General features: G+C 69.1%; 20 protein-coding genes and 1 tRNA gene. 15 read left to right on the top strand and 6 right to left on the bottom strand.

Annotated features, from left to right (window positions below; all coding sequences use genetic code 11):
- Positions 1-18 precede the first annotated feature (18 nt).
- Positions 19-879, top strand: coding sequence for a hypothetical protein (locus ACNYC2_RS01390; RefSeq protein WP_419705338.1), 861 nt, complete (start codon positions 19-21; stop codon positions 877-879).
- Positions 880-1,164: 285 nt separating this feature from the next.
- Here the strand turns inward: ACNYC2_RS01390 and ACNYC2_RS01385 are convergent, their stop codons facing one another.
- Positions 1,165-1,845, bottom strand: coding sequence for an HAD family hydrolase (locus ACNYC2_RS01385; RefSeq protein ID WP_419705337.1), 681 nt, complete (start codon positions 1,843-1,845; stop codon positions 1,165-1,167).
- Complete coding sequence (locus tag ACNYC2_RS01380; protein WP_419705336.1) at positions 1,842-2,690, bottom strand: GntR family transcriptional regulator; 849 nt, start codon at positions 2,688-2,690, stop codon at positions 1,842-1,844. The genes ACNYC2_RS01385 and ACNYC2_RS01380 overlap by 4 nt, the downstream gene beginning before the upstream one ends.
- Positions 2,691-2,825: 135 nt before the next feature.
- Here ACNYC2_RS01380 and ACNYC2_RS01375 point away from each other — a divergent pair, with 135 nt between their 5' ends.
- The 13 genes from ACNYC2_RS01375 to ACNYC2_RS01315 all read left to right on the top strand — a co-directional run bounded on the left by ACNYC2_RS01375 (position 2,826) and on the right by ACNYC2_RS01315 (position 13,562).
- Positions 2,826-3,083, top strand: coding sequence for a hypothetical protein (locus ACNYC2_RS01375; RefSeq protein ID WP_419705335.1), 258 nt, complete (start codon positions 2,826-2,828; stop codon positions 3,081-3,083).
- Positions 3,080-3,397, top strand: coding sequence for a DUF6284 family protein (locus ACNYC2_RS01370; RefSeq protein ID WP_419705334.1), 318 nt, complete (start codon positions 3,080-3,082; stop codon positions 3,395-3,397). Before ACNYC2_RS01375 ends, ACNYC2_RS01370 begins: the two co-directional genes overlap by 4 nt.
- Before the next feature lie 17 nt (positions 3,398-3,414).
- Positions 3,415-3,621 carry a hypothetical protein gene (locus ACNYC2_RS01365; protein ID WP_419705333.1) on the top strand — a complete coding sequence of 69 codons (207 nt, stop codon included), beginning with the start codon at positions 3,415-3,417 and terminating at the stop codon, positions 3,619-3,621.
- Complete coding sequence (locus ACNYC2_RS01360; RefSeq protein WP_419705332.1) at positions 3,621-5,837, top strand: FtsK/SpoIIIE domain-containing protein; 2,217 nt, start codon at positions 3,621-3,623, stop codon at positions 5,835-5,837. Before ACNYC2_RS01365 ends, ACNYC2_RS01360 begins: the two co-directional genes overlap by 1 nt.
- 3 nt (positions 5,838-5,840) lie before the next feature.
- Positions 5,841-6,911, top strand: a complete 1,071-nt coding sequence (locus tag ACNYC2_RS01355) for a hypothetical protein (protein WP_419705331.1) — start codon at positions 5,841-5,843, stop codon at positions 6,909-6,911.
- A 55-nt stretch (positions 6,912-6,966) separates the two neighbouring features.
- The gene (locus ACNYC2_RS01350; protein WP_419705330.1) at positions 6,967-7,338 is read left to right on the top strand and encodes a hypothetical protein; all 372 of its coding nucleotides are present in this window, start codon (positions 6,967-6,969) and stop codon (positions 7,336-7,338) included.
- Between the two features lie 143 nt (positions 7,339-7,481).
- Positions 7,482-8,096, top strand: a complete 615-nt coding sequence (locus ACNYC2_RS01345; RefSeq protein ID WP_419705329.1) for an NUDIX domain-containing protein — start codon at positions 7,482-7,484, stop codon at positions 8,094-8,096.
- Between the two features lie 73 nt (positions 8,097-8,169).
- Positions 8,170-8,499, top strand: coding sequence for a hypothetical protein (locus ACNYC2_RS01340; RefSeq protein ID WP_419705328.1), 330 nt, complete (start codon positions 8,170-8,172; stop codon positions 8,497-8,499).
- 19 nt (positions 8,500-8,518) lie between these two features.
- Positions 8,519-8,932 carry a hypothetical protein gene (locus tag ACNYC2_RS01335; protein ID WP_419705327.1) on the top strand — a complete coding sequence of 138 codons (414 nt, stop codon included), beginning with the start codon at positions 8,519-8,521 and terminating at the stop codon, positions 8,930-8,932.
- Positions 8,929-10,296, top strand: coding sequence for a DNA cytosine methyltransferase (locus tag ACNYC2_RS01330; RefSeq protein WP_419705326.1), 1,368 nt, complete (start codon positions 8,929-8,931; stop codon positions 10,294-10,296). Before ACNYC2_RS01335 ends, ACNYC2_RS01330 begins: the two co-directional genes overlap by 4 nt.
- 47 nt (positions 10,297-10,343) lie before the next feature.
- Entirely contained in the window at positions 10,344-10,559 is a 216-nt protein-coding gene (locus ACNYC2_RS01325; RefSeq protein WP_419705325.1) for a helix-turn-helix domain-containing protein, read from the top strand.
- Positions 10,556-12,367 (top strand): hypothetical protein, encoded by a 1,812-nt coding sequence (locus ACNYC2_RS01320; protein WP_419705324.1) that lies wholly within the window; start codon positions 10,556-10,558, stop codon positions 12,365-12,367. Before ACNYC2_RS01325 ends, ACNYC2_RS01320 begins: the two co-directional genes overlap by 4 nt.
- A gap of 70 nt (positions 12,368-12,437) precedes the next feature.
- The gene (locus ACNYC2_RS01315) at positions 12,438-13,562 is read left to right on the top strand and encodes a tyrosine-type recombinase/integrase (protein ID WP_419705323.1); all 1,125 of its coding nucleotides are present in this window, start codon (positions 12,438-12,440) and stop codon (positions 13,560-13,562) included.
- Between the two features lie 35 nt (positions 13,563-13,597).
- On the opposite strand, the gene ACNYC2_RS01310 is transcribed toward ACNYC2_RS01315, so the two are convergent.
- The gene (locus ACNYC2_RS01310) at positions 13,598-14,254 is read right to left on the bottom strand and encodes a hypothetical protein (protein ID WP_419705322.1); all 657 of its coding nucleotides are present in this window, start codon (positions 14,252-14,254) and stop codon (positions 13,598-13,600) included.
- A gap of 183 nt (positions 14,255-14,437) precedes the next feature.
- Here ACNYC2_RS01310 and ACNYC2_RS01305 point away from each other — a divergent pair, with 183 nt between their 5' ends.
- Complete coding sequence (locus ACNYC2_RS01305) at positions 14,438-15,898, top strand: hypothetical protein (RefSeq protein ID WP_419705321.1); 1,461 nt, start codon at positions 14,438-14,440, stop codon at positions 15,896-15,898.
- A 221-nt stretch (positions 15,899-16,119) separates the two neighbouring features.
- Here the strand turns inward: ACNYC2_RS01305 and ACNYC2_RS01300 are convergent.
- From ACNYC2_RS01300 to ACNYC2_RS01290, 3 genes are all read right to left on the bottom strand, one after another.
- A tRNA-Thr gene (locus ACNYC2_RS01300) sits at positions 16,120-16,195 on the bottom strand.
- 121 nt (positions 16,196-16,316) lie between these two features.
- Positions 16,317-17,159, bottom strand: a complete 843-nt coding sequence (locus tag ACNYC2_RS01295; RefSeq protein WP_419705320.1) for a DsbA family protein — start codon at positions 17,157-17,159, stop codon at positions 16,317-16,319.
- A gap of 121 nt (positions 17,160-17,280) precedes the next feature.
- Positions 17,281-19,053: a protein kinase domain-containing protein gene (locus ACNYC2_RS01290; protein WP_419705319.1), complete on the bottom strand. Its 1,773-nt coding sequence runs from the start codon at positions 19,051-19,053 to the stop codon at positions 17,281-17,283.
- Positions 19,054-19,123: the final 70 nt, after the last annotated feature.

The following is a 19,123-nucleotide window of genomic DNA, read 5'->3' as shown; positions in this document are numbered from 1 at the left end:
TTGCCGCATCCTGTCTACATGTCCGCAGAGCCAACCTCACGCAAGATACCCGCAGAGGTGAAGCGCGCTGTCCGGCAACGGTGTGGTTTTGGATGCGTTGCGTGTGGGATGCCGCTCTTCGAATATGAGCACATGCTCGAATTTGCAACTGTCCAGAGACATGTTGCTGAGGAGATCACTCTGCTATGTCCTGACCATCATGCTGAAAAGACGCGCGGTGGAATAACGGCCGATCTGGTTCGCGAGTGGAACGCGTCCCCCTTCAATCTGAGAACCGAAATGTCGAAGCCCCGTCCACTGTATTTCCACGGGAATTCATGCATCTTCACTTTAGGCTCCATCTCGATACGCAATGAGATGGAGGAGTCGCATCCCCATTTCCAAGCCATCACGGTTGATGGAAAGGAACTCCTCGGCTTTGAGTTCGATGGAGGGCGACCACTGCTCAATCTTTCCCTCTACGACCACCAAGATCAGCCGCTCGTCCAGGTCGAAAATAGTGAGCTTATGTATAGGACTGACCAGTGGGACGTGGAGTGGGTGGGCCAGACCCTAACCGTCAGGAGGGCGCAGCGGCAGCCAACCATCGAGATCGACTTCGTGGTCCCTGACCAAGTGGTCATTCGACGGGCCCAGTTCCGCTATCGGGGCATTGAGTTCTGCGTCGAGCCAACCTTCGCCGTGATTACCAACACGGGAGGCCTGATCGTCAATAGTTATATCAAGCAAGCATGGACCGCTATCGCAATAGGGCACGACTCCGAGTCTGCTGGGCCAGGAGGTTTCCGATTCACCGACGTGCCACGCCATGTTCCCTCTGCGGTCCGTGCGCAGCATCTGCAGGAGGCTAGGGCCACCGCAGCGCTATTTAGTGCTTAATGCTCGAAAGAACGGGGCACCGGAGAAGATCTCGACAGATGAGGCCCGTTCATGACTGGGCAATCTCTGCCGCGAGGCTCATCGGGTCCGTGAGGTCGTCACCGTCGATCCCTCGCGCGATGATGCCGGTCTGAACGGTCTCGTCCTTGGACCTCCAAGAGGCTTGCCCGCCCGCAGCTGTTCTCGTCTTGCAGCTCGCTGAGATGATGTGGGCAGTGCGGCACTAGCGCAGAAGAGGCCCCCCACCCGATCAGGTGGGGGGCCTCTCGGCTTGAGTGCACATTGTTAGTTCAGATCCCCAGTTCGCACAAGACGCAACATGCTCTCGATGACGGCGTCGGCACCCGCCTCGCGCAGCTCGGTCCCGCGCTGTTGTGTCGTGGCGTAGCCGATGGATTGGACGTCGGCCGCTCGCGCCACCTCGATATCGGACACCGAGTCTCCGATGAGAACGGCATCCTGGGCAGCGACCCCCGCCATCTCCAGGGCACGCCGGACGGTGTGCGGGTGCGGCTTCATGAGGTCTGGACGCATGAACGGGCGCCCGACAACGTCGCGCACGTACCCCATCAAGCCGTGACGTCCGAGATATACGCGGATCGGTTCAGCGGCGTTGTTGCTGACGATGACGACCGGCGTTCCTGCGGCGTGGAGAGCAGCGAGGAGTGCGTGTGCGCCAGGGGTGGGTGTGCAGGTTCGCGCGGACTCGATTTCCGCCGCGGTGCATGCGTTTTCGACGTCGGCGAGATCGCTCGGTGCGTATGTTCCGGTCCAGCGGATGACGGCTAGGTGGTCCGACGTCGTGGCGATGTCGTTGGGTGGAGTGGCCCCGTGGGCGGTGAGCGCCTGCCGACCGGCGTCGGCGGCGTGCATGTTGGCCGGCGCTGGCATGAGCGGCGTGACAGGGCCGTCGAAGTCGAGGAGTACGGCGGCCGACTCGTTGAGGAGCTGCGCGGCGTCGGTCACGGAGCCACCTCGGTCGCCACGCTGTTCCAGACGCTGTCGAACCACTGGCGCACCTGCACGACGAAGGTTGATTCAATGGACTCGGGGTCGCCGTCGTCTGTGTAGTGGAAGAGGACAGCATCCTTGCCCATCGGGTCGTAGATGCTGACCTTCTCGCCGTTGACCCTGACGTCGTGCGTAACGACTGGGTAGAAGCCGAAGAAGACGAGAGTTCCGTTGATGACGTACGCCTTGAAGACCGGAGCGGACCCGAACGAGCGGGCCTCAACCGTGACCGTAGGTACGAGTTCGAGGTCTGCGAGTTCGAGTACCGAGTCCCTGACGGCGTTGATGTGCCGGTGCCCGATGTCTGCCATCCGCTGCCGGGTACCGGCGTTGTCGTCGTCGTCGCCGCTGACGGCGGCTGGTAGCGCAAGCGGCTTACTCATGTCCGACATGAGTAGCCGGATGTGGATCGACTGGGGCGTGAGTCGACCGGTCCGGATCTTGTCGAGCGGCTCGGCGATCGCACCGTGGAGCGTCTCGGCGGTGTAGCCCACCACGTCGATCCTGACGTCATCCGCTTCGAAGGCCATTTCGAGATGTGGACGGAGCCCAACGGGTCGTTCGGTCCGCTCGCGTGCGTACATCCCGCTCCCCTGCCGAGATGTCACGAGCCCATCGTCTTTGAGGATGCGTAGTGCCTGCTGAACGGTCATGCGGGCGACGCCGTAGTGCTCTCCTAGTTCCTTCTGGGAGGGCAGCTTGTCGCCTGGCGCGATGGTGCGCGTGAGGATCGCGGCACGGAGTGCTGCCGCGACTTGCTGGTAGGGCGGACGCGGGTCGTCAGGGTCGAGGGCGCTCATGCCCTCAACAGTACCCGCATGGATAGCCAAGTCAGCCAACTTTCGTTCATCTGTTGACATGGCTAGCCAGCCTGTGCAAGTCTCCAACCACACGGTCAGATGGCTAGCCAGGCTAGCCCAATCGAGAGGCGAGACATGTCGATCTACCGCACCGGGGCGCTGAGCGAAGCACGCCGCTACCTGTTTGAGGCGGCACTGGCCCTGGCCGGGGCCGCCCGCACGCTCGTCACAGACGGCCACGGCCGCCAGCACGACGGCACCGCCCACGTCGGCCAGGAGGCGCAGGACATGTCCGAGCGCGTCAAGGAGATGAAGGAGACCGTCGCCACGGCTCACAGCGCGGCGCTCGACGCCGAGGCCCAGAACGACGAGAACACCGGGGGCAACCGATGAGCACCTACACCACCCTTGCCGCCGCGTTCGACGACGAGCCGACGCCGAGCGAGCTCGCGGCCATCGCCGCTGAGGAACCCGTGATCGACGCCGAGGTCGCTGTGGTGGACGCCGAGTGCGCCCTCGCCATGTCGCCCGACGAGGTCACGATCCGCCGTCACCGCCGCGCCGTCGTCGCTCTCGGCGTCGTCCTGCGTACGGCGGTCGAGAGCAGCACCAACCGTGCCACGTCCACGGCCCCGACGTACACCGCCGGTAGCCCGCTCTCGACGGCCCGCCGGGTCGTCATCCGTCCCGCCACCCGCACCGCCTGAAAAAGGGAGTAACCGCCATGGTCACCATGCCCCTGTTCTTCATCATGTTCGTCCTCGTCGTCGCGGGCCTCGCGTTCAAGAAGACGTCGAACGGGTCCCTGATCCTGGGGATGCTGTTCGGTCTGACGCTGGCCACCACGGCATTCGGCGCCCCCCTCTTGAGCGCGCTCGGGTCCTTCCTCGACGGGCTCGTGTCCGCCGCCTCCTCTGTGGCGGGTGCCTGATGACGACGCCGAACGACGAGCACACGCCGTCCGGGCGCACCCCGGACGATGACGAGCTGCAAGCCATGTTCGACCGTCCCGCCGCCGACCTCACGGTCCGTTCCGCCGGGCTGCTGAACCAGAGCACGGTCACGGCCGCCGAGAACAACTCGCTCACCGGCGAGGTCATCGACGCCCCCACCGCACCCGAGGCCGACGCCGCCCCGCGTGCGCCGCGTGTGGTCGAGCACCGCGGGGACCACGAGCCGCTGACGATCCTGCCCGAGTGGGCCAAGTCGCCCGAGGTGTTCGTCGGCGCGGTCCGTCGCGAGAGCGCGTTCCTGGCGTCATGGGTCGGGCACCACGGCATCCGACTGCCGTTCGTCTACCTGCCCAAGTTCCTGGCCCGCGCCGGGCTCGGGTTCGGACTGTGCGTGCGGGACCTGGCCCGGTGGGTGACCGACGCCGAGAACAAGACCACCCGCGCCGCGCTCATGCTCGGCGTCAAGGGCACCGCCGAGTGGAAGACCCTGCGCAAGGAGCACGCCGACGGCGTCCGCGCCCGGCTCGGTGGCCTGGCCGCCGCCGGGTTCACCTCCGGTGTCGCCGGGGTCACCCTCTACACCTACACCGGCCCGGAGGGCCTGACCGCTGCTGCCATCGCGACCGGTACCGCAGCGCTCACCGCGTTCGGTGTCGTCGGCACCCGCCACGCCGCCACCCCGATCGCCGAGACCCACAAGAGCGACGTCCCCAAGCTCACCGTGGACGTCGTCACGGACGCGCTGCTCACGCTCGGGCTGGGTTCGATGGGCGAGGCCAAGCGCGGCAACGCCGAGATCAAGGTGCTGCGGATCTTCCCGACCACGGGCGGCGTCGAGATCCACATCGACCTCCCGCCCGGCGCGACCGCTGCGGACGTGATCGAGCGCAAGGACCGTCTCGCCTCGGCGCTGCGCCGCCCGGAAGACACGGTCTGGCCCGAGGGGAACCCCAAGGCTCACCCCTCGCGGCTGAACCTGTTCATCGCGGACAAGGGCCTTTCCGAGCGGGACGTCGCCCAGTGGAAGTACCGCAACAAGGGCACGGTCAACGTGTTCGAGCCGTTCGTCATCGGCGAGGACCAGCGCGGGCGGCACGTCTCGACGAACCTCATGTACAACAACGGGATCGTTGGCGGCCTGCCTGGCATGGGCAAGACGTTCCTGCTCCGCGTGCTGATCCTGGGTGCCGCTCTGGACCCGCGCACGGAGCTGCACATCCACGAGCTCAAGGGCACCGGCGACCTCATGCCGTTCGCCCCCATCGCCCACGTGTGCAACGCCGGTGACGACCCGGAAGATCTCCAGGCCCTGCGGGCCGACCTCCTCGCGGTCAAGGCCGAGATGCGCCGCCGGGCACGGATCATCCGCGAGCTGCCCCGTGACGTGGCTGCCGAGTCCAAGGTCACCGACGAGCTCGCCGCGGTCGGTAACCCGTACGGGTTCAAGCCGCTGCTGTTCGTCATCGACGAGTCACAGCTCGCGTTCACCGACGGCGACTACGGCGACGAGATCACCGCCGCCGTCGAGGACATCACCCGACGCGGCCGCGCCCTGGGCATCATGATGTGGCTCGCCACCCAGCGCCCCAACAAGGACGCCATCCCCACCGGCATCTCCGCGCTGCTGTCGCTGCGCATGTGCCTGCGCGTGGGGGACCAGACGACCAATGACATGGTCCTGGGTACCTCGATGTACAAGGCGGGGCACCGGGCCACGATCTTCTCCCAGGAGGACAAGGGCATCGCCCTGCTCGCCGGTGAGAAGTCGGACCCGCAGCTCGTCCGGGGCGCGTTCATCGACGGTTCCATGGCCGACAAGATCGTCGAGCGCGCCCGCGCCATCCGCGAGGCCAAGGGCCTGCTCACGGGCATGGCCGCCGGCGACGAGCCCGCCGACACGGACCACTCCACGATCCTGGACCACCTGCTCGCGGTGTGGCCCGAGAACGACCCGGAGTGGGCCAACGGGAAGATCTGGTCCGACGTCCTGGCCGAACGCCTGGCCGAGTCCAAGCCCGCCCTGTACGCGGGCTGGACCGCCGCCCAGGTCAACGCCGCCGCCAAGCGCCACGGCGTCACCTCCAAGAACGTCAAGCGCGGCACCAACGTCCGCAAGGGCCTGGTCCGCGCCGACGTCACCGCCGCCGCCGGCGACGTCATCGCACTGCCCGACACCACCACCGAGGAGGACTGAACCATGAGCACCCACACCACCCGACCGGGCTCGCGTCGCCTGGTCCTCGCCGGAGCAATCTCCGTCGCCCTCATCTCCACCGGCTCCGCCTACCTCGCGATGGTCTCGTTCGGCATCGACGTCCTGGGCATGAACCAGGGCACCGCGTACACCACGGCGGGCGTGTTCGAGCTCTCGCTCATCACCGTCGCGCTGCTGGCCCGCGAGGCAGCGCGCGACAACCGCCCCGGCGGAGTCCTGCTGTCCCTCACGTGGGCGCTGTCGTCCGCGTCCGGCGTGTTCGCCGCATGGCACGAGCTCTACATGGGCCACCCCGCCGGCGCGGTCCTGTTCCGGTTCATCGTGCCGCTGCTCGCGGCCCTGATGTGGCACCTGGCCCTGATCGGTGACCGCCACCTCGCGTCCGGCGCGACCTGGTCCGGCATCCGGCAGTCCATGCGGATGCACGCCCTGTTCCTCACCACCGAGGACGCTGTCCGGGCGCACGCCGCCGACGACGGCACCCCCGCAGCCCGGCGCGCCATCGACAAGGCCGAGGCCCGACGCCGGGCCGCCCGGGCGGTCGCGCTCAAGTCCGTACCCCCGGCCGAGATGCGCACCCGGACCGCCGAGTGGCTGGACTCCCTGTCCGCCGTCGCCGACGCCGTGACCGACGTCGCCCGCCTGCACATCGAGGCCAACAACCGCGTCGCTGGGCTCGCCGCCCCGGTCCTGTCCGGGCCGGACTACACCGAGCGCGTCGACGACGCTGTCCGGGCAGAGCTGGCGGATATGGCCGGACTGTCCGCCACCCCGGCGGCCGGACAGGCCACGTCCGCTGTCCGGGCCGCTGTCCGCCCCGCGCCGCGCCGGACTGTCCGCCCCGTGTCGAACGGTGACCGGGCTGTCCGCCTGAACATCGTGTCCGGGCTGCTGTCCACCAACCCGGACGCCACCGCCCGCGACGCACTGTCCGCCCTGGCCGACGCCGGGCACCACGTGACCGACCGGACCGCGCGCCGCCTGCTGTCCGAGGCACGCCCTGCGACCACCGCCACCGCCATGGACGCCGACTCCGAGGCCGACGCCGCATAGCCGACCGAGCACACCACCGCCCGACCCACACCGCCCGCCGATCGTAGGAGGAACCGTGAACCGCAACGACAACCTCAGCCCGACCGAGTACGCCGAGCTCGTGCGCGACGCTCGTGCGCTCGTGGCCGCCGTCGAGCGCGCCGTCCGCCGCACCGGAGCCGTGTTCGTCGTGACGATGGGCCTCAGCGTCGCCGCCACGGCCCTCGGCCTGGACCTGATCGCCTCCCTCACCGCAGTGATCACAGTCATCGCGTTCACTGCCGCGCTGGTCTCGCTCATGGCCCGCATCGCGATCGGTCCGATGCCCGCCGAGGTAGCCACCACCACCCCCGCCGAGGCACCGCCGAGCCCGGCGAACGGTAGCGCAGGCCCCGCTACCGGTAGCGGCACCGCTACCGCCACAAACCGCAGAATCCTGCGGAAGTAGCGGGGTAGCGCCCCCACACGGCGCACCCCGAAACCCCCACCTCACGCACTGCTGAGGGCACGGCCGGCCGCTACCGCTACCGCCGCGCCCCTACCCCACCCATGCCAAAAACAGGCCGCCCAGCGGCCCAGGAGGAACCCACCATGACCAGCCTCACGTTCAACACGACCACCCCGAACGGCCCCGACACCACCGACCCGCGTGACATCGACTGGGCCGAGCGTCAGGCCCGCGCCGTCGTCCCGTTCGACGTCGTGGACGGCCTGCCGGTCAACCCGATCACGGGCGGCCTGCCCGAGGGTCGTAACGGCCTGTGGCACTGGGGCGAGGCGGTCGCCGCCGATGCCATCGTGCTCGCGTTCGACATCAACAACCGCCGCCGCGTGCTGCTCGTCGAGCGCGAGGACGGCCACGGCTGGGCACTGCCCGGCGGGATGCTCGACCCCGGCGAGACCCCCAAGGCCGCCGCCGTCCGCGAGCTCGCCGAGGAGACCGGCCTGGTCCGGTATCCGGGCGAGTTCTACATGCTCCCCGCCCGGGGCGTGAACGACCCCCGCGCCGGAGCCAACGCCTGGATGGTCACCGTCCCCGCCGTCCTGACCATGCGGTGCCTGCCCTTGCCCGAGGTCCACGGCATGGACGACGCCCGCTACGCCGGCTGGTTCCCCGCCGACTCGTACGCCGAGCTCACCACCGCCCTGGAAGGCGAGGTGTTCCCCGCTCACGTCGCGCTGCTGCGCGAGGTCCTGGACGCCTGACACCCGCACCGCTGCCCGGCCCACGGGCCGGGCAGCACCACCCCCGCTAGCTCGCACCAGGAAGGGACCCGTCATGGACCGCACCCACTCCCGCCAGGTCATGGCCGCGTGGCTGCACGGCTACGAGACCGGCCACGCCGACGGCCGCACCGACGGCCGTGTCGCCTGGTTCGCCGAGGGGTACGACGTCGGGCACGCCGATGGCGTCTCCGTGGGCCGACGCCTGGCCGACGACGAGGCCGCCGCGCGGTGGCGCGCCTACCGCGCCATGTCCGACGCCGTCCGCCCGAACCTCGCCCGCCCCCGCCCGTGGGGCGAGGCCAAGCCGCTCCCGACGCCTGCCGACTGCCTGGCCACCTGGCCTGCCACGCCCGCCCTGTCCTGCGTCCGCGACGCCGCCTGACCCCGAGGGAGACACGACCATGAAGCACACCACCCGCCACCTGACCGCCGTGCCGGCAAAGCCTGCCCACCGCGTCGAGGCGTTCGTTCTCGAGGTACACCGCACGCACACGAGCTGGTGCTACTGGCCCGCCCTGCCCGGACAGCGCGAACGGTTGGAGGACTCCGAGGCCCAGGCCGGGACCTACCCGGTGCGCGCCGAGACCAGCCCCGACGGCGAACAGCTCGCCGTCGTTGACCTGGACACGCTCGTCACACGCCGCACCACCTGGTGGTGGATCTTCCCCCGGATCGAGCGGCCCTACGCCCGCACGGTGTCCGACGTCGCTTGGAGCGCCGACGAGGTAGCCGATGGCATGGCCGCGATGACCGACGACGACGGCACGCCCCTTGCCACCTGGCGTCGCCTCAACACCGAGGAAGCGACCCGATGACGCCCGCCATTGCCCTGCCCCTGGGCCGACCGCTGCGGGCCGGTGGACTGTTCGCCGGATACGGCGGGCTGGAGCTCGCTCTGCAGCTCGTGTTCGGTGCCGTGGACCTGGCGTGGGTGTCCGAGGTCGATCCCGCGGCCTGCCGAATCCTCTCCACCCGGTTCCCCGGCGTCCCGAACCTCGGCGACGTCACCGCCGTCGACTGGGCCGCCGCGGCGCCGATCGACCTCCTCGCGGGTGGGTCGCCGTGCCAGGACCTGTCCCAGGCCGGCAAGCGCGCCGGCATGACCGAGGGCACCCGCTCCAACCTCTGGGTCGCGATGCGTGAGGCCATCGCGATCACCCGTCCCCGACTCGTCATATGGGAGAACGTCCGTGGAGCCTATTCAGCCTGCGCCCAGTCAGAGGTCGATCGCGAGCTGGGATCCTGCCCGCGATGCGTGGACCCGGACACCTCAGCAAGACATGCTCCCCATCTTCGAGCCCTCGGACGTGTACTCGGAGACCTTTCCAGTCTCGGGTATGACGCTGCGTGGACAGGCCTACGCGCTGCCGACGTCGGCGCCCCGCACGGCCGCTTCCGTGTCTTCGTCCTCGCCTGGGACACCCGCACCGCCGATCCCGCCTGGATGGGCTGGGGAGCCGCTGCTGCCGACGCCGAAGACCACCGACTCCAAGGGAGCCTCGCCGGGCGACCTGCGCCGCTCCGAACCGGGACTGCGGGCGCTGCCGCTGCTGCTGGCCACTCCGACCGCGCAGCTCGCGACGAACGGTGGGAGCCAGGCACCGGCGAAGCGCCGGCGGGGCGGACATCAGCCGACGCTGGCCGACCAGATGGAGCACCTGTAGCGCTGCTGCCCACGCCGCGCGCCACGGACGGCACCAAGGGTGGACCGAACCAGCGCGGTTCCTCCGGGGACCTGATGCTGCCCAGCGCGGTCACGCTGCTGCCGACGCCGAAGGCGAGCAACAACGAGAACCGCCAGAGCGCCGACCGGTACGGCCCAAACCTCGGCACGGCCCTCGGGACTACGCCGGGCTGGGACGACCGGCCCGTGTTCGGGACCTACACCCCGGCGATCGAGCGGTGGGAACCGATCCTCGGACGTCTCGCGCCTGCGCCCACCGAGCCGACCGGCCGCGGTGGTGCGCAGCGCCTGGCCCCACGGTTCGTGGAGTGGATGCAGGGCCTACCCGCGGGATGGGTCACCGACACCGACACGACCCGCAACGAACAGCTCCAAGCCCTAGGCAACGGAGTCGTCCCGCAGCAAGCCGCCCACGCGCTGCACCGCCTCCTGGCCGTCCGCGCCTCGGTCCTGCCCGCTACCTCGGTCGCATCACCACGCGACATGGCCGCATGACCTCGCCCGCCCAACCACGACCACTCACGCCGCAGAGGGAGACCGCCATGACCCCGAACACCACAGCCGCAGTCGCTCACGTGCTGCTCACGCCGCAGGAGGTGGCCGACATGCTCCGCATCCCGGTCCGCAGCCTGTACGTGCAGCGCTCCGCCGGTCGCCCGACGCCGCCCGGCGTCAAGATCGGCCGCCACCTGCGCTACCGCCTCGCTGACGTCGAGGCATGGGTCGAGGAGCAGTTCACCCGGAGCGCGGCAGCATGAGCACCCCGCAGCCGAACGAGACGGCCCCTGACGCCCCGACACCCGACCCGGCAACCGCCGCCGTGTCAGCTGACGGGGCACCGGAGAAGAAGACCGCCGCGGCGATCCTGGTGGACCTCGCGTTGGAGCGGTACGACCTCGGATGCACGCCCGACGGTGACGCCTACGCCGTGCCGCGTACGGGCGGGAACGTGGTGCGGATGCTGCGCGGTGGGCGGTCCTCACTGCGTGGCGAGCTGGCCAAGGCGTACCGGGAACGCACCGGGGCAATCGCGGGACAGCAGGCGCTGGCTGACGCGCTGCTCGTGCTGCAAGGCACCGCGACCGAGTCCGAGCCGGTAGAGGTTCACGTGCGCGTCGCCGAGCACGCCGGCGCGACGTGGATCGACCTGGGCGACGCCGCCGAACACGTCGTGCGCGTCGGCATCGACGGGTGGTCCGTCGTCACCGAGGCACCCGTCCTGTTCCGCCGCTCCGCCTTGACCGGCGCTCTGCCGATGCCCGAGGAAGGCGGGAGCCTGGAAGACCTGTGGGCGCTGCTGAACGTCACCGAGGCTGACCGGCCGCTCGTGCTGGGCTGGCTCGTCGCAGCCCTGGGTTGGGCGCACATCCCGCACCCGATGTTGGCGCTGCTGGGTGAGCAGGGCACCGGGAAGTCGTCCGCGACGAAGAACCTGGTGCAGCTCGTTGACCCGTCCCCGGTGCCGCTCCGCAAACCGCCACGCGACGCTGACGGGTGGGTCACCGCGGCGTCGGGTTCGTGGGTGGTCGGGCTGGACAACCTCTCCACGATCCCGCCGTGGCTGTCCGACTCGCTGTGCCGGGCCGTGACCGGTGACGGCGACGTGCGCCGCGAGCTGTACTCCGACGACGGGCTGTCCGTGTTCGCGTTCCGCCGCGTGATCCTCATGAACGGGATCGACGTCGGCGCCATGGCCCCCGACCTCGCCGACCGTTCTATCGTCGTCAACCTCGACCGGATCACCGAGGACCGACGCCGCCCGGAATCACAGCTCGCCACCGCCTGGGAATCAGCGCACCCACGCGTGTTCGGCGCCCTGCTCGAACAGGTCCGGGTCTGCAAGACGCGGATGCCCTCGGTCCGTCTCGACACGATGCCGCGCATGGCGGACTTCGCCATGGTGCTGGGAGCGCTGGACCAGGTGCACGGCACCGACTCCCTGACTGCGTACAGCGATCAGGCGAACAGTCTGGCGCTGGATGCGGTGACCTCTGACCCGTTCCTCGCCGCCCTCACCGAGACCCTGACGGAGCCGTGGCAGGGCACCGCTGCCGACCTCCACTCCCTGGTCCAGCCCGACGGACTGCCGCCGCGCACGTGGCCTCGCAGCGTGCGGGCCGTGGCAGGTGTGCTCAAGCGGAACGCCCCGGCGCTGCGGTCGGCGGGCTGGACCGTGGACGACCTCGGAGCCCGCAACCGGCAGAAGGTCACCGTCTGGGCGATCACTCCCCCTGAGGTGGTCCGTATCCAACCCCCGCAACACCCGCAACCCCCGTCATCGCAGGTCACAGCGATTTCGGATGCGGGGGTAGGCGGGGGTACGCGGGTCAAGCGCGGGGGTTCAACCCCCGCATACCCCCGCCAACACCCGCGTACCCCCGCACGATCCGACGCTCTGACCAGCGCAAACGGGGGTGCGGGTGTTGCGGGGGACGAATACGGGCCGTCTCAGGTCGTCGCCTGCGACGACTGCGGTGAACCCCTAACTGGCCCGGGCTATACCGCCCGCTGCCGCCTCAACCACGAAGTAACCGCCACCCTGGAGGTCACCAACCATGTCGCGTAAGCCAATGCCCGTGGGATCCCACGGCAATGTCACCCGCACCCCGTACTACAACGGCGTCCGGCTCGTTCGGGTGGGCAAGTCCTGGAACACGCCGGATGGCAAGGACGTGCCTCCCAAGAAGATTCGGTGGGCAGCGCGTGCCCGGTTCCGCGACAACGACGGCCGCACCCGCAAGGTCGAGGCGTGGGGTGGCTCAGGTGCGGAGGCGGAGCGCCGCCTGAGGGACGACCTGACCATCCGTAAGCGCACATCGTCGGACACGATCACGGCAGACACGCGGCTGGAAGTCCTCGCGGACTACTGGCTTCGAACCAAGATCGACCCGAGCGCCCTCGCCGTGAACACGCGGCAGCGGTACCGGTACACCACAGAGCAGTACGTGGTTCCGGGTCTGGGCGGGCTGATGTTGCGCGAGTGCACGGTGTCACGCCTGGAAGCCTGGGTGGCCGGAGAGGTGGAGAAGCACGCGGCAAACGCGCGAGTGTCGCTGACGTGCTTGAAGGGCATGCTCGACGTCGCCGTACGTGAGGACGCTCTTACGGCGAACCCCGCCCGCTCAGTTACCCCGGTACCGGCGACCATGAGCGAGGACGTGCGGGCGCTCGGCGTGCCGGATGTCATCGAGCTCCGGGCGGCACTCGCCACCGACGAGAAGGCGACCGTGATCGACCTTCACGATCTGGTGGACGTCATGCTCGCTACGGGGTGCCGTCCCGGCGAAGCCCTCGCGCTCCGGTGGGATGAGGTCGACCTCACCAAGCACGTTGTCTACCTCACCGGGACTGTGGTTCGTGAGAAAGGCGTGGGCCTGTTTCGACAGGACACCACCAAGGGCAAAAAGCCACGCGGGCACCTGGTGCCGGAGTTCGCGGTGCGGATGCTCGAAAGGCGGGCTGCCGAGGCGTCCCCGGGAGAACTCAACCTCGTGTTTCCCTCGGAGCGCGGTGGGCTGCGCGAGGTGACGACCGTTGACCGGCAGTGGCGTACCTTCCGCGAGCGGCACCCGGAGTGGACGTGGATCACTCCGAAGACGTTCCGCAAGAGCGTCGGCACGGCGGTCGAGCGCGGTGCCGATATCGAGGCCGCCGCGGCACAGCTCGGGCACTCGCACTCGGCTGTGACGGCGAAGCACTATGTGGTGAGGCCTGCCGTCGGTCCCGACCACCGCGACATCCTGGAGCGCTTCGGCGCCTAAGTAGGGATCAATGCGGGGCTCTGGCGACCCATTCGTCAGGGTCCCGCTTGCTCCTCGCCGTACTCAGAATCTGCCGGACACCACCTCGGTGGGACAGGAACCGTCTCGCATTTCCGTATGTCGAGCAGAGCGTCAAAGCCCACCGAGAATAGTTCGGTATCGGGCATCTCCTCGACGGGAAACCCAAGTTCGTAGAGTGTGGGAGGCAACGCTGATGCGACGGTGCGCATCGCAGCTATACCGTCTTCGGAGCCGACTCGGTGCACCTCGTTGATGGCGCTCTGAACGTCGTAGCGCGAGCCCTCGTAGGTGGAAAGCAACGGCACAACACACGGCTGGTCTTTACTCAGTGGTTCGTCCGTGCCGGGCTTGCATGTTGCGATTCGGGCGATCGCATTCCTTTCATGCGCCTGTGATGCATCGAGGAATGCCTTGTATGCGTCCTCCCGCAAGGCCGCCTGCTCGTCACGGTTTTCCTCCGCGAGCCGCGCAATCTGACGCTCGGTCTCGCCGTCTTGCTGCATGTCACCGACCCAAATCGTCGTACCGCCGGTGATGACACCGCCGACGATGGCGCCAAGAAGTGCAGCGGCACCGCCGTTACCGACGATGCGCTGAACCCAGTTTCCGCGTGGAGCTTCGCGACGCCGCCGCTGGCGACTGCTACCAGCAACTCGCAGGTGCCGATCCATAGCCGGAAGCTACACCCGGATCCGATAGCGCCACGCAGTGAGCGGGCTCCGAGTCTGGGTGAAGAATCCTCGGTATAGATTCCCGGCATTCCGTATTCGCTGACGCATCAGGCATCCGTGAGCCGACTGCGACCTCCAAGGCGGAGGGTGAATCTTACGGATGACGCCCACCGTGTGGGGCAAATGAGCGAAGATGCCGTAATGCCCGTCCCACAGACCTGCTCCAGCGACGGCTGCACAAACCTCGCGGCCTTCACAACTCGCACCCGCCCCGCCTGGTGCGAGTCCTGCATCGCCGAGCTCTATCGCGTCGGGGGCATGGAGCCGCTCGAACCGTTCACTACAACCAAGGCGCACCGGCGCGCACGCTGCCTCGAGTGCGGGCAAATCACTACGGCTCGGTTCGAATACGTCCTGGACAAGAACGGTTGGGCCGAGCCCGTCTGCCGGGTCTGCCACTGGGAGTCATGGGCCGAGCTGGGCTTGCGCGCCCACCACACCGATCTAGACCGCGCAGTCTGGGCAGCACTTGCCGCGAACCCTGCCGATCCGGAGCTCGCGCGCCTCATTGAAACCGAATCCACGGTGCGGGAGGCCGTGGCACGCGTGTGGTGGCCCACTGTTCGAACAGAGGCGATGTTCGACAAACTCCACCACGACGTCTTGGTCGACACCGTCGAGCACAACGATGGGACCCACCCCGTCATTACCCGTTGCCGATTGTGTGGACACATCTCCGTGCAACTGCCCGCCCGGATGGGTTCAGAGCTTGCCGGGCGTTGGTGCGCCTGCCAGGTCTGCCATCAACGTAACGGCGGCTCGTGCGCACAGGATGTCGCGATGGGCTTCGAGTCTCACGGGATGCACGTCGCTGACCCGTTGGCGAAAGTCGACCGCGAGCAGGAGGCGACGTGTGCGCGGTGTAGTTCCCCACGCCTGGTGAGCCTGCGCCAACTCAACCTTGGCCAGGTGCCGTGCTACGTCTGCGACGGGGCCGCGGATCCATACGCCGAGCACCGCGTGTATCTGTTCCACTTCCCCAGATGGGGCTGTTTCAAGGTCGGAATCACCAACACGGGCAACGACGCCCGCCTGGTCGCCCACCAGCGCAACGGCGGCGAGCTCGTCGAGCTCATAACCGTGTTGAACCGTGCCGCGGCCCTATGGGTAGAGGCTCGCTCGCTCTCGATGGTGACGGCTTGGCCAGCCACGGGTGAGCCTGTCGAACGACGAGTCGTGGGCTGGACGGAGATGTGGGACCAGGCCGCCCCGGTCAACATTCGGCTCCAGCAGATCGCCGCCCAGCTGCCGCCCGAGTTCGCGCCGAAATCTGCACCTGCACGGTCAGGGCCAATCGAGCTCGCCGATCGAGTCGTACTCGCGGAGGGAGGGACTGTCTGCTTCACCGGTGCAGGTCCGGGGCGCACGCGTACCGAATGGGTGCAGGCGGCTGAGGCGGTCGGCCTGGTGGCAGTCGGGTCAGTCAGTGAACGGCTCGGCATACTCGTCGTGCCTGATGCCACCACGCACACGTCCAAAACCCGCAAGGCCGCCGCAGCCGGCATCCCAATCGTCGACTACTACCGGTTCGCGCAAGCGCTCGGAGCCACGGGCACCCAGCGTGCGGTCAAACCGCCGTCATAGCTCAGTGGGGTCAGCCTCACGCCGACGCCTGCCGAAAGTAGGTTCCGACACCACCACGTCGGTGCAACCCTGCTGGCAGCAGGCTCGCCCTCCGTCAGGTTCCGCGGGAACTTGCACCAGTCAGTGACGCACGGCATAGGCGCGATAGCGGTGGGTTTCCGCTCGGTCGGGACCGTGTAAGGGGAGCGGCAAGGCCCGGGATCATTGGGATCCCGGGCCTCTGGAGCCGCCTGTCGGGTTCGAACCGACGACCTTCCGCTTACAAGGCGGGAGCTCTACCAGCTGAGCTAAGGCGGCGGGCGGGGACCAGCCTAACGGGTCCGGACACCAGAATCCGAGTCGAGGACACAGGCAGGCCGGAAACATACGGCGGGGCCCCGGGCCGCAGCCCGGGACCCCGCCGTCCACACCCTGTGGATTACTCGGATGGCTCCGCGGACGGCTCCGCGGAAGGCGCCTCACCGGTGATGGCCTCGGTCAGCCCGCCGGGGACCTGCCAGTTCTCGAACCGCTCGCCGTCGATCACCACGGTCGGCGTACCGAAGCCGCCCTCGGCGTTCAGGAGGGACTTGGTGCTGCCCGCGACCTCCGACGAAGCGGTGACCCACTCCTCGTAGGTCTCGTGCGCCTCGCCGCTGGCGATCCCGGCGGCGACATCGGCGGGTACGCCGGCCTGCTCCGCGACCTGGGCGAGCTGCTCGTCGGACAGGCCGGGGGTGTTCTCCTCCGGCTGGCTCGCGAACAGCGCCTCGTGGAACGCGTTGAACTGCTCCGGCGCCTGGTCGGCGACCCACGCGGCAGCCGACGCCGCACGCGTCGAGTACTCGGTGCCCTGCGACACACGGTTCAGGATCGAGACCGGGTGCACGACCAGCGTGAGGTCACCGGCCTCGCGCATCTCGGTAATGCTTGCGTTGTTCAGCGACTCGAACTGGCCGCAGATCGGGCACATGTAGTCCACGTACACGTCGAGCGTCTTGGCGCCCTCGTTCTCGGTACCCGCGACGCCGTCGGCACCGACCGGGATGCCGGTCTGCTCGACGACACCGGCCGGGAAGCTGTCGACCTTCTCCATGGGCGTCTTCTGGCCCTCGAGGAAGATCAGCACCACGGCCACGACCAGGACGACGAGTCCGAGTCCGAGCGCGCTCAGCACGATCAGGCGGCTGCGCTTCTCGCGCGCCTGCTGCTTCTTCTGGAGTGCAAGGGCCTCGGCACGCGCGGCGTCTCGACGCTGTGCCTTGGTCTGATTCGTCGACATCGGGGTCCTTCGAGATGCGGGCCAATGGGGCGAGGCGCCGCAGGCGCCCAGCGCAAGACTACAAGTCCTCGCTGGGAGACGGCTGGACGTTTCGTTACGATCCCGACACCCGGCCTGTGGATCACCAGACGACGTCGGGCCGGTCTCCCAAGGGCCACCACAGCACGTCCACCGAGCCGTCGAACAACGGTTGCGCCGCGATCACCGCGAGCGCCAGCACGACCACGACGAGGATGACCTTGGGCCCCTGGCCCGGTGCGATCCGGCGCAGCAGCGGCCCGGCGCCGACGCGCGTCCCGTACGACGCCGGCCCGAACCACGCGACGACCACGGTGACCAGCATCGCGATACCGAGCACGAGGCTGTCGACGATGGGCTCGTTCATGCCGCCCACCGAACGCGCCTCGACGGTCTGGATCGGGGCGATGATCACGTTGCCGGGCGCGAACACGATGAGCCCGAGCAGCACGATGATGACGTCCGCGCAGATGGCGACCGCCGCGGCGGGCAGCACGCCGAGCACCGCGCGCAGGAGGTGCCACGGCGACAGGAGGGTCGCCACCAGCGCGTCGGCCCGGCTCGGGCCGCGTCGCGCACGGCGGTTGCGGAACTCGTCGACGGCGATCCCCGCCAGGCGGGACACGATCATCAGTGCGACGAGCAGGACGACGGCGATCCCTGGCCGGGTGGTGGCGAGCGCGACCAGCGCGAGCCCCACGACGACGAACAGCCCCCGGTAGCCGGTGACGTGCGTGGGATTCGTCTGCGCCGGGGTGAGCACCGGTTCGACGGACGGCGGAGCCGGGCGTGAGGCGCCGACCGCCCGTCCGGTGACCGACCGGCCTCTGGCAGCGCCCGCGACGGCGGCCGCACCTGCCGCGGCACCGACCCCCACGCCCCCGGCGGCCTCGGACACCGGGTGCGACAGGAGGCCCTGCGGCATGACCCGCGTCGAGCCGAGGTCGGCGGGTGTCGAGGCGGTGCGGCCGTCACTGGAGGCGGAGCCGAGCACCACCGTCGCGCCGCCCGAACCGTCGGAACCCCTCGTCGCGGCGACGAACGCCGCCGACTCGGCCTTGAGCGCTCTGGCCACCTCGTCGGGCCCCCAGCGCTCGACGGGCACTGCCCGGAGCGCCGCCCCCAGTGCTCGGGCCGTGCGCGGGGACAGTCCGTCCAGGTCCGCCTGGCCCTGCCGCGAGCGCCGCAGCACGAGCTCGGTGGGCCGGACGCCGAACGGTGCGCGGCCGGTGCCGGAGAACGCGAGCACGGCGGCCCAGGACCACCAGTCGGTGTCGGGTCCGGGCTCCGCGCCGTCGAGCAGCTCAGGGGCGAGGTAGCCGGGGGTGCCCATGACGAACCCGGTCCGGGTCGCCCGGACGTCGCCCGGTCCCTGGGCGAGCCCGAAGTCGATGAGGACCGGCCCGCTGCGCGCGATGAGGACGTTGGACGGCGTGAGGTCGCGGTGCACGACGCCGGTGCCGTGCACGGCCTCCAGCGCGTCGGCGAGCTGGTCGGCGAGCTCGAAGAGGTCGCGGGAGTCCAGCGGACCGCGTTCGTCGATCTCCTCCTCGAGCGTGGGCCCCTCGACGAGCTCGGTGACGATGAAGGCCTCGGGCCCCTCGAGCTCGGCGTCCAGCACGCGGGCCACGGCGGGATGCCGCAGGCCCTGGAGCGCGGCGGCCTCCCGGCGGAGGCGTTCGCGGGCGGCGGGGTCGTCGAGGTGGCGGTGCAGCACCTTGAGCGCGACGGGGTGCCCGCCGTCGTCCTCGGCGCGGTAGACGGCGCCCATGGCGCCCGACCCGATCTCGCGCACGACCGTGTAACCACCGAGCTTCGAGCCGGCCGCAGGGCCGGCGCCGTTCGGGATCGAGATCGAGGCCTTCACCTCCTTCATGAGGCACACCGTAGTCGTCGCGGGCAGCCGACGCCCGGCATTCCCGTGCACGCGTGCGGCGAGTGAACAG

This window comes from Promicromonospora sp. NFX87 (assembly GCF_048564965.1).
In the GTDB taxonomy this organism is placed as follows: Bacteria; Actinomycetota; Actinomycetes; order Actinomycetales; family Cellulomonadaceae; genus Promicromonospora.
This window is presented reverse-complemented; position numbering and strand designations above follow the sequence as displayed.

Bases quoted from the DNA above. Each gene is read 5' to 3' on its own strand.
- ACNYC2_RS01390 (WP_419705338.1), top strand. From the start codon at position 19: ATGTCCGCAGAGCCAACCTCACGCAAGATACCCGCAGAGGTGAAGCGC.
- ACNYC2_RS01380 (WP_419705336.1), bottom strand. From the start codon at position 2,690: ATGAGCGCCCTCGACCCTGACGACCCGCGTCCGCCCTACCAGCAAGTC.
- ACNYC2_RS01375 (WP_419705335.1), top strand. From the start codon at position 2,826: ATGTCGATCTACCGCACCGGGGCGCTGAGCGAAGCACGCCGCTACCTG.
- ACNYC2_RS01370 (WP_419705334.1), top strand. From the start codon at position 3,080: ATGAGCACCTACACCACCCTTGCCGCCGCGTTCGACGACGAGCCGACG.
- ACNYC2_RS01365 (WP_419705333.1), top strand. From the start codon at position 3,415: ATGGTCACCATGCCCCTGTTCTTCATCATGTTCGTCCTCGTCGTCGCG.
- ACNYC2_RS01360 (WP_419705332.1), top strand. From the start codon at position 3,621: ATGACGACGCCGAACGACGAGCACACGCCGTCCGGGCGCACCCCGGAC.
- ACNYC2_RS01355 (WP_419705331.1), top strand. From the start codon at position 5,841: ATGAGCACCCACACCACCCGACCGGGCTCGCGTCGCCTGGTCCTCGCC.
- ACNYC2_RS01345 (WP_419705329.1), top strand. From the start codon at position 7,482: ATGACCAGCCTCACGTTCAACACGACCACCCCGAACGGCCCCGACACC.
- ACNYC2_RS01340 (WP_419705328.1), top strand. From the start codon at position 8,170: ATGGACCGCACCCACTCCCGCCAGGTCATGGCCGCGTGGCTGCACGGC.
- ACNYC2_RS01335 (WP_419705327.1), top strand. From the start codon at position 8,519: ATGAAGCACACCACCCGCCACCTGACCGCCGTGCCGGCAAAGCCTGCC.
- ACNYC2_RS01330 (WP_419705326.1), top strand. From the start codon at position 8,929: ATGACGCCCGCCATTGCCCTGCCCCTGGGCCGACCGCTGCGGGCCGGT.
- ACNYC2_RS01325 (WP_419705325.1), top strand. From the start codon at position 10,344: ATGACCCCGAACACCACAGCCGCAGTCGCTCACGTGCTGCTCACGCCG.
- ACNYC2_RS01320 (WP_419705324.1), top strand. From the start codon at position 10,556: ATGAGCACCCCGCAGCCGAACGAGACGGCCCCTGACGCCCCGACACCC.
- ACNYC2_RS01310 (WP_419705322.1), bottom strand. From the start codon at position 14,254: ATGGATCGGCACCTGCGAGTTGCTGGTAGCAGTCGCCAGCGGCGGCGT.
- ACNYC2_RS01305 (WP_419705321.1), top strand. From the start codon at position 14,438: ATGAGCGAAGATGCCGTAATGCCCGTCCCACAGACCTGCTCCAGCGAC.
- ACNYC2_RS01295 (WP_419705320.1), bottom strand. From the start codon at position 17,159: ATGTCGACGAATCAGACCAAGGCACAGCGTCGAGACGCCGCGCGTGCC.
- ACNYC2_RS01290 (WP_419705319.1), bottom strand. From the start codon at position 19,053: ATGAAGGAGGTGAAGGCCTCGATCTCGATCCCGAACGGCGCCGGCCCT.